Genomic DNA, 10,407 nt, shown 5'->3' with positions numbered 1-10,407 from the left:
GATATAAAACAAAGAAATTAAATAAAAATAATCAAAAACAGCAATTATTTTCCTTGTATTTCTATCAGATTATGGATATACTATATCATATAAGGAGGGATATGATATGCTGATTAAATTTGAATTTGAAAATTATCGTTCATTTAGGGACAAAAGCATTTTGTCTATGGAAGCAAAAGGAAATGCAGAATATAAAAGTTGTCTTTTACCGTATAAAAAGAAAGGAGTTCTTCCAGCTGTAGCTATTTTGGGGAAAAACGGTGGTGGAAAAAGTAATGTAATTCGTGCTTTCTGGTTGGGTGTGCAATTTATAAGAAATGCACAAAAAACGCAGCATGAAAAAGCAGAAATTCCAGTGCGTGCTTTTTCATTAAATGATTATTCGGAACAGTGTCCAACAGGATTTGAATATGAATACATTCAGGATGGTGTCAAATACATTTATGGATTTTCAGCCACAAAAAAAGAAATTGTAAAAGAATATTTGTATTCGGCACCAAAAGGACAAAAAGCAGAAATATTTTCAAGAAATTATCAGGAGTTTTCATTCCCTTCAAATGGCGAAAAAAGGAAAAAGGAAATGATAGCAGAAGCAGTTGCATCAAATCAATTATTTTTTTCAATTGCATGTGTGATGAATTACCAGCCATGTATTGATGCTATGAGATGGTTTAGGGAAAGTATTTATTTTTCAAAAGATTATACAGATATACCAAGTCAATTATTGGAACATGCAGAAGATGTGAATATGCTAAAAGCAATTGTGTCTTATGCAAAGCAGGCAGATGTTGGGATAGAGGATATGTCTTTTGAAATTAGAAATGAAGAATTATCTGCAAATGATTCGCTTCCTAATAATCTTCCGGAGGGAATTGTTGCTGCGTTAAAACAATTTACTCTGGCATTAAAGGATTCTTCAGAAGCTGCTGAAATGAACTTAAAAATAGGAGAAGTGAAAACCTCCTCCATTCATCGTGGATTAAATCAAGCAGGAGAGGAAGAACTATTTACATTGGAACTTTCGGATGAATCTGATGGAACAAGAAGACTCATGTCACTTGCCCCAGGAATTGAACGTGTGTTACAAAAAGGTGGGATATTGATGGTAGATGAGATTGATCGGGAATTGCACCCATTATTAGTCGAATTTATCATTTCTAAATTTCAAAGTCCAGAAACCAATCCAGGTCATGCACAGATTATTTTTACAACACATGATACGGAATTATTGAATATGGAGATATTAAGAAAAGATCAGGTATATTTTGTTGATAAGAATAAAAGAAACGGTGTTTCGGAATTGTTCAATTTAACGGAACTTCCAGTAAGAACAAATGATAATATCAGAAAAGCATATCTTGTAGGAAAATATGGTGCGGTTCCAGATGTAGATACCATGGAGGTTGAATAATGGCACGAAAGATAAAACCTCTTATTTACGTCTTTTGCGAAGGCGAAAGCGAAATCGAGTACACTAAATATTTGAAAGAAAAATTTGAAGATGTTGCAGTGATTCAAAAACCAGTAAAAGGTCTGTTTGAAGTAGCCGATAAAAAATTTAAAAAAGATGCGAAGTATCGGAATAATGCAGAGGTGACAGATGAAATATGGTTTTTCTTTGATGTCGATGACGGACAGACGGGAAGCTGGGATAGGATTCAGAAAATTGTTTCTACATTAAAAAAGTTACGTAAGAAACCGAACATACGTGTAAGATTGTTAATGACAACAGGCTGCGTTGAATTTTGGTTTTTATTACACTATAAAAAAGTGGTTCCATCTATTCAAACGGTTGCGGAAAAAGAGAATGTTCTAAGATTGTTACAGAATGAATGTCCTGGTTATGTAAAAGGAGATTCTAACACAACGAGGAAAATAGCAGATCATTTTAAACAAGCTTCTATAAATGGAGATTGGGTATTAGGGCAAATAGAAGGTTTACCTACGTTAGAAGACTCTGATGTAAGGAATCGATGGTTATATCAATCATCACGTACATTTACAACGGTACAAGAAGCAATTAAACTTTTGGAAAATTTAAAAAACTAAAAAAGTGGCTAAAAACTCTCTTGTGGTTTTTGCTATATAGAAGGAAAGACAATCTTTGGTATAGCAGAATGCAAAGGAGTTTTTTTATTATCAGAAAAAATGTTATCCCGAAAACTTAGATGCTTTCAAATTGAGAAGTGCTAGGTTATGATGCACAAAAAAACTTTTATAAATATTGAAAATTAGGGCAAAATCATGTAAAATGAAGGAAAAATCACGAAAAGTAAACAACTCTTTAAAAGTAAATATATGGAGAAATCATCAACAAAGGAGAAGTTATTCATTATGAAAGAAAGGTGGGAATAGAATGAAACGAGTGTTCCAGGTAAGCGAGATCACAACGCTGTGCAATGAACTGAAAACATTGTTAAACGGGTGCAAAACCCATATTTCAAACATGAAAACTTATGCAGAGCAGGCAGATGAGGCACTTGCAGAAGTGCCTGGCGAAGTACGTCATTATGGGGCGGTTTACAGTGTTTCTGAACTTCGCAGTGCCTTAAAAACAGAGAAAATCGAGGACGCACTGACCAAGCTGGAAAACTGCCGCGTAAGAGCCTGTGAGCTGATCCCGGCAGCCGATACGGACTATGCTGCCCAGACCAGGGAGCTTATGGGGGTCACGAAAAACCTGCAGACACTTTTGGAGGAAATGGAGCAGTTTTTGATCCATACTCCGCTTACCACCGATTATTCCGCCTTTAAAAAAGCCTTTGAGGAAGTACAGGCAAGATGGAACAAGGTAACGGAAAATGCAGAGAAGGCAGTGGAGAAACTGATGGCGAACATTAAAGGAGCGGAAACCATCTGCCATGCCTTTTCCAAAGACCCGGTAAACCTAAGCACCGGAAACTTTATCTATGACCGAACTGATCTGGAGGTTGGCGGAAGGGAGCCGTTTGTGTTCCGCCGGTTTTACAATGCCATCAACGGTCGAGAGGGTGTGCTTGGAAAGGACTGGAACCATAATTATGAAGTACATCTGGAGTTTACAGATGGGGAAGCGGTGCTTCTCAGGGAAGACGGGAAAGAGGAACGTTTTTTCTGGGAGAAGGACCGCTATCTTTCTTTGTTTGCCAGTGAGGGAACATTGGAGAAAGCAGAAGACGGATATACGTACCGTACCAGGGAACAAAAAGTCTATCGCTTTGACAGGGAAGGAATGTGTCTGGAAACGGAGACCCTTTTGGGCGGCCGAGTAACATTTACGTATGAAACGGAAGCACCTTTCCATCTGGTAAAAGCGGAAAAGGACACCGGGGAATTCTTTGCCTTTTCCTACGGAGCAGATGGCATGCTGGAACGTGTGGAAGACCATGTAGGAAGATGCCTGTCCTATCAGTATCAGGGGGGACTTCTGAAGGAAGTGACGCTTCCGGATGGGAACACTTTCCGCTATGGCTATACCCCGCAGGGAAAACTGGAGCAGGTGGAGAACCAAAGGGGAATCGTGACGGTGGAAAACTTCTTTGATGAGGAACACCGCACCACCTTACAGAAGTTCCCGGACGGGACACGGATGTCTTATGTATATGATGCAGAAAAGAAGGCCGTAGAACTTACGGAACGGAATGGCAGCCGGGTGATCTATGTCCATGATGACAAGTACCGGGATGTGAAGCATATCCACAGCAACGGGGAGGAACGTTTTGCCTATAACCAGAATAACCAGAAAACTCTGTATGTGGACCGGCTTGGAAATAAGACCCAGTATGCCTATGATCCGGCAGGAAACCTGGTGCGCGTGATTGATGCCCTTGGGAACAAGACGGAGATCCGGTATGGGGAAAAGAACCAGCCAACCGGGATCAGGATAAATGGAAAGGATAAACTGTGCGGGGAATACGACGCACAGGGAAGGCTTGTAAAAACCAGGGATGCCCTTGGAAATGAAGTGGAGATCACCTATACGGAAGCAGGGTGGCCGCAGACCATCCTGCAGGCAGACAAAAGCCGGATCACACTTTCCTATGATGCAAAGGGAAATATCACAGCGATCGAAGATGCACAGGGAAATATGACCCAGTATGGGTATGATACCCTGAACCGGATGGTGGAAAGTACCGATGGAAAAGGGAATGTCACAAAGTATGCGTATGATGTGATAGGAAATGTGACCTGCGTGGAAAATGCGGAGGGAAACTGCCAAAGCTATGAATACAATGCAAGTGGAAAAGTAACGAAGGTGACAGACTTTGACGGGGCGAGCATCCAAAGGGAATACAATGTCTTAAACCGCCCAAGCAAGATCATTGATAAAGAAGGAAGGGAAACCCTCCTGACTTATGACAGCATGTGGAACCTTGCAAGGGTGACAGCACCGGACGGTGCAAGGACTACCTATCTTTATAATGAAGAAAACCTGTTATCCCGGATCAAATATGCAGACGGGGCAGTGGTACGCTATACCTACGATGGAAACGGGAACCGGACCGGGGAAGAAGATGAAAACGGGGCGAAGACCACGTTTGTTTATGATGCCCTTGGAAGAGTGGTGGAAGTAAACGGAGAAGAAGGACTCCATTATGCCTACCGGTATGATGGGGAAGGAAATCTCATAGAGGCAGAAGATGCCCTGGGCAATACCGTATCCATGGAATACGATGGAAACGGGAACCTGGTGAAAGAAACCAACGTCCTTGGGGAGAGCAGACATTATACTTATACCCCGTTAGGCGATGTGGAGAGCATCACCGATGAGGCAGGGCGTACTACTTGTTACCAGTATCAAAAAGGCGGACTATTAGAAAAAATCCAATACTCAGATGGTACAGAAGAAGCCTTTACCTATGATGCCAACGGAAACCTGGAAACCCATACCCTTGCCACCGGGTTTGTGCTGCGTTATGGATATGACAGCATGGACCGGATCACGGAGATCACAGGAAGTGAAGGGGAGAAGAAATCCTATACTTATGATGCCCTTGGAAATGTGACTTCCATGACAGACGGGGAGGGAAACATCACCCGGTATGCCTATACCTTAAGCGGGCGGCTTGCAAAAGTAACGGATGCCCTTGGAAATGAAACCGAATACCAGTATGATGCCTGTGACCGGCTCATCGAGATCCGCCAGTATGGTGCAGAGGGAAGCCTGAAGGAAGATACAGAAGGATCCGGTATGGATACAGACCTTCTGGAAGCAGAGAAACAGAATGGAAGAAACCGGCTGTGCCAGGTCACCCGTTATACAAGGAATCTGCGGGGACAGGTCACAGAAACCATGGATGCCCTGGGACAGAAGGAAGTTTATACTTATGATAAGAAAGGGCAGCTCCTTAGCAAACTGGATAAGGAGGGTTACCTGACAAAGTATGCCTATACAAAACAGGGAGATTTATCCGGTATCCAGTATGCGGACGGAAGAGAAGTGAAACTGTCCTATAACCCGCTCCGGCAGCTTTTGGAGGTGCAGGACTGGTTAGGAAGTACAAAGATCACTCCCGATGCACTGGGAAGAGCACAAAAGGTACAGTACCCAGACGGAAGGGAAGTATCCTATACCTATGGAAAAGCAGGAGAAAGAAAAAGCATGACCTATCCGGATGGCAAGACGGTCTTCTATGGTTATGATGACCAGCTCCGGTTTTCGGAACTAAAAGAAGGGGACAGCATCATCACCTATGCGTATGACCCTATGGGCAGGCTGTGTAAAAAGCAGTTCCCGAATGGAACAAAGACCACCTACACTTACGACAGAAAAGACCAGCTGACAGAACTGGTACATAGCGATCAAGAAGGCGTCCTTGACCGCTATACCTATCTGTATGACCTTTTGGGAAATAAAACCGGAATTACAAAAGAGCGGCGTGGCTTAACCGAAGAAAGTGGCAGCTACCACTATAGCTATGATGCACTGGACAGGCTGTCAGAAATCCAAAAGGACGGGCAGATGCAGACCCGGTATGGGTATGATGCCTTTGGAAACCGGACATGGAAAGAAGAAAGCGGGGAAAGGACGTCCTACCAGTACAATGCCCTGAACCAGATGGTAAGCGAAAAACATGGAGAGATCCTAAGAGCATACCGTTATGATAAAAGAGGAAACCTAACCGGCATTCAAGAAAACGGGGCATGGAAAAAACAGTATGTCTACGGTGCGATCAACCGTCTGGAAGAAGCGGTGGATGCGGCAGGAAAACAGGCAAGGTATCAGTACAACGGACTGGGACACCGGGTAGGAAAGCAGGAAGGTGTCCTTCCAAAAGAGAAGCTGGAGAAACTGGATCCGCAAAGCAGGATTGGCATGGAAATCGGAAACAGCCGGCAGATCACCTATACCCTGGACCTGACCAGACAGTATTATAACCTCCTGGAGCGGACAGAGGAAAACCGAAACCAGAGATACTTCTGGGACGGGAACGTGGCAGCGTATGAAGAAAATGGGGAACGAAACTATTACCTTCAGGACGAACTGGGAAGCCCGCTTCGGATTGAGGACAGTGCCGGAATTCTCAAAGAGAGTTATGGATACGGAGCCTTTGGGGAAGACCTGTATCAGAACCAAGGGAAGATACAGCCATTTGGATATACAGGATATCAGAGAGATGAGGTATCAGGAACCTACTATGCCCAGGCAAGGGAATATCTGGTGGAAAATGGAAGATTTGCAGGGCAGGATTTGATTGTTGGTTTTGTTGAGTATCCGGAAACACTTAATAGATATGGATATTGTTGGAACAATTCCTTAATATATGTAGATTCTGATGGAAAATTAGCATTTTTAGCTACTATTGGAGTCGGAGCATTGATAGGTGGAGCTATTGGGGGAATCGGCTCTATTATTTGTGACGTATCCAAGGGAGAAGATATTGATTGGGGAAAAGCAGGGAAAAATGCCTTAAAAGGAGGCGCAGCCGGAGCTCTTATAGGAACAGGAGTAGGGGCGGTAGGAGCATTATCATCTGCTGGAGCAGCTGGTATAGCAGTTAATACAGCAAAAGCCGCTACATTTGGAGCGTCTGCTAGAGGTGTTTTTGATTTATTAACAAGTATAAACACGAAAGAAATGACAATTTCACCACTCAAGAGATATGCATCATCTGCAATGGGAGGTGTGGCAATATACCATTCGTGGAAGATTTCGAAAAGGGCTACTGTAGCTGGGGGATTAGTTCAAGGGATCTCTGATTTTGTGGCTGGAGATCTTTCTTCTATGGAAACCTACGCTGGAAGTATGCTATCAACAGCACTTGCAGGAAAGTTTGCAAAAAGTCCTAGTTTTATACAGGCACTTATTACAATAGTAGGTGTGGGAGGAACTCAAGCACTGGAACAGATAGGAGGAGTAGAACAGTATACCGCATTAGATTATATTGTTGGACCAGCTAGAAATTTGATTCTCTCTCTTGGAGCACGGTTTGGGGCTCAAAAGTTGAAAAATGAATGGATAGGTGAAGATGAAATTACGGCAATTTTAGATGGGCTATATAGAAGAATTGAGGAGGCATGTAATGGATAAAGAGGTAAAGATATTTTTTATTATTATATTTATCTGTATGATAGTTATTTCTATCATATCTGTTGGACTTATATTAAAAAGAAGAAAAGTACTAGTAATAGTAGGGCTTGTTATTCTTACAGTAGAACTTATTGTTGCAATAATACCGTGTGTTCTAGATTATGGTAACGCATTGAATAACAGGTATGAAGTAACTTCAGGGATTGCATTAAATAATAGTAAAAGCTCAAAAGTTCCGTGGAGGACTGCTGAAATTTTAGAAGATACATCAGGAAGAAAAATTACACTTATGTTTTTTTCAGAAAAAATCAATAAAGGCGACTATTTGGTGGTAAAGTATCTTAAACATTTAAAATTTGGAATTTTAATGGAGAAAACAGATGGAAAAAATGATTAGAAAGATATTAAAAATCGATAAGACAATAAGACAGCTTTATTATATTTATATAGGAGTATTTTGTGGAATATTTATGTTTTTTCTTTTGGCCCTTGTATTATGGACATGGTCAATAAAAGTTTTGTTATTATTTTGGGTTTTGGTTAGCTATTGTTTACTTTTACACCCTTGTATAAAAGATATTTCTAATGCGATAGAAGGAAAATATCATATTATAGAGGGAAAAATGATAGAAAATAGCAAAGCGATAGAATCATGGCAAGAGGGAAGTATAATTGATAAAAACGGAAAATATGTAAAAGGTATTAATTTTTTTTACAAGAAAAATTTAAACAATCAATATGTCAAAGTTGCGTATCTCCCACATACTAGATTTGGAAGAATTATAGAAGTTTATCCTTTATTCAACATAGATTAACAAAGAGGATAGGGCAAAGTCCATGTTTGTTTATGATGCACTGGGAAGAGCACAAAAGGTGCAGTACCCGGATGGAAGGGAAGTATCCTATACCTATGGAAAAGCAGGGGAAAGAAAAAGCATGACCTATCCGGATGGCAAGACGGTCTTCTATGGTTATGATGACCAGCTCCGGTTTTCGGAACTAAAAGAAGGGGACAGCATCATCACCTATGCGTATGACCCTATGGGCAGGCTGTGTAAAAAGCAGTTCCCGAATGGAACAAAGACCACCTACACTTACGACAGAAAAGACCAGCTGACAGAACTGGTACATAGCGATCAAGAAGGCGTCCTTGACCGCTATACCTATCTGTATGACCTTTTGGGAAATAAAACCGGAATTACAAAAGAGCGGCGTGGCTTAACCGAAGAAAGTGGCAGCTACCACTATAGCTATGATGCACTGGACAGGCTGTCAGAAATCCAAAAGGACGGGCAGATGCAGACCCGGTATGGGTATGATGCCTTTGGAAACCGGACATGGAAAGAAGAAAGCGGGGAAAGGACGTCCTACCAGTACAATGCCCTGAACCAGATGGTAAGCGAAAAACATGGAGAGATCCTAAGAGCATACCGTTATGATAAAAGAGGAAACCTAACCGGCATTCAAGAAAACGGGGCATGGAAAAAACAGTATGTCTACGGTGCGATCAACCGTCTGGAAGAAGCGGTGGATGCGGCAGGAAAACAGGCAAGGTATCAGTACAACGGACTGGGACACCGGGTAGGAAAGCAGGAAGGTGTCCTTCCAAAAGAGAAGCTGGAGAAACTGGATCCGCAAAGCAGGATTGGCATGGAAATCGGAAACAGCCGGCAGATCACCTATACCCTGGACCTGACCAGACAGTATTATAACCTCCTGGAGCGGACAGAGGAAAACCGAAACCAGAGATACTTCTGGGACGGGAACGTGGCAGCGTATGAAGAAAATGGGGAACGGAACTATTACCTTCAGGACGAACTGGGAAGTCCGCTTCGGATTGAAGACAGTGCCGGAATTCTCAAAGAGAGTTATGGATACGGAGCCTTCGGGGAAGACCTGTATCAGAACCAGGGGAAGATACAGCCGTTTGGCTATACGGGATACCAGAGAGATGAGACTGCAGGGACGTATTATGCCCAGGCGAGGGAATATCTGGCAGAGAGTGGCAGGTTCGCAGGACAGGATTTGATTGCAGGCTTTCTGAATCTGCCGTTCAGTATGAACCGTTACAGTTACTGTTATAATGCACCGATGGTATTGGTAGATTTGGATGGTGCATTACCGAAATGGGTTAAAGAGATTGGAAGCATTGTAAATGATGGAATAGAAGCAGTTAAGGATGCGTGGCATTGGATAGATGAAAGTGTAATACATAAATATATTATAGGTAATGATATTACGATATATAAAACAGATTTATACGGAGGAACATATGAAGTAACTGCACATGAAGGAGGAAATTTGCTTGTGTTTAAACATGGTGCTGGGACGGGTACCCAAAGTTGGACACTAAATTTAGGACAACTTATTCCTAACTCAAACCTTTCATTGTCAGGGGAAAATGCAAATATTTCCACATGGAAATTGAAATCAGGGATAAAGTATACAGATAATGATAGAAAAATTTCAGCATCAGGAGGACTATATATTAATAGTTCAGGTTTAGGAATGCAAGGAGGATTTAATGGGACGTCGGAGAATATGCCTTTTGAACTTCCGAATGACATAGTAATCACAAACCATGCAAATTTAAAGTGGTCTTACTCTTTAGAGCGTCACATTGCAAACTGGAAACAAATTGGAGAGGGTGTGGTATCGTTAGCTGCTATAATTGCAATTATATTACTTATAGCGGACAATACAACAGGAGTAGGTTTTGCTGACGATGGAGCTTTAGCACCTTTATTTGCATATGTGACTAGTAAGCTACCTGCTTTAGGAGATATGTTACAAAGATTATTTCCTAAACTTGGAGAATTATGTACTGGATAAGGAGGCATTAGTGTGAAAGAATGTATGTTAAGCCAAAATCGTGGAATGGATACAAAAAATAGGCG

6 protein-coding genes are annotated in these 10,407 nt (G+C 41.8%); all 6 read left to right on the top strand.

Annotation, left to right across the window (positions count from 1 at the left end; translation table 11 throughout):
- Positions 1–106: 106 nt before the first annotated feature.
- Positions 107–1,411, top strand: a complete 1,305-nt coding sequence (locus BQ5364_RS08770) for an AAA family ATPase (protein ID WP_071144083.1) — start codon at positions 107–109, stop codon at positions 1,409–1,411.
- Positions 1,411–2,049, top strand: a complete 639-nt coding sequence (locus BQ5364_RS08765) for an RloB domain-containing protein (protein ID WP_071144082.1) — start codon at positions 1,411–1,413, stop codon at positions 2,047–2,049. The genes BQ5364_RS08770 and BQ5364_RS08765 overlap by 1 nt, the downstream gene beginning before the upstream one ends.
- Before the next feature lie 307 nt (positions 2,050–2,356).
- Complete coding sequence (locus BQ5364_RS08760) at positions 2,357–7,510, top strand: DUF6531 domain-containing protein (protein ID WP_071144081.1); 5,154 nt, start codon at positions 2,357–2,359, stop codon at positions 7,508–7,510.
- The gene (locus tag BQ5364_RS08755) at positions 7,503–7,907 is read left to right on the top strand and encodes a hypothetical protein (protein ID WP_071144080.1); all 405 of its coding nucleotides are present in this window, start codon (positions 7,503–7,505) and stop codon (positions 7,905–7,907) included. Before BQ5364_RS08760 ends, BQ5364_RS08755 begins: the two co-directional genes overlap by 8 nt.
- Entirely contained in the window at positions 7,891–8,325 is a 435-nt protein-coding gene (locus tag BQ5364_RS08750; RefSeq protein ID WP_071144079.1) for a hypothetical protein, read from the top strand. Before BQ5364_RS08755 ends, BQ5364_RS08750 begins: the two co-directional genes overlap by 17 nt.
- Before the next feature lie 22 nt (positions 8,326–8,347).
- The gene (locus tag BQ5364_RS08745) at positions 8,348–10,342 is read left to right on the top strand and encodes an RHS repeat domain-containing protein (protein ID WP_071144078.1); all 1,995 of its coding nucleotides are present in this window, start codon (positions 8,348–8,350) and stop codon (positions 10,340–10,342) included.
- Positions 10,343–10,407 lie beyond the last annotated feature (65 nt).

It is taken from the genome of Coprococcus phoceensis, assembly GCF_900104635.1.
GTDB classification, from domain to species: Bacteria; Bacillota; Clostridia; order Lachnospirales; family Lachnospiraceae; genus Faecalimonas; species Faecalimonas phoceensis.
Note: the sequence above shows the minus strand (reverse complement) of the source record. Positions and strands in the feature narration are given on the sequence as shown.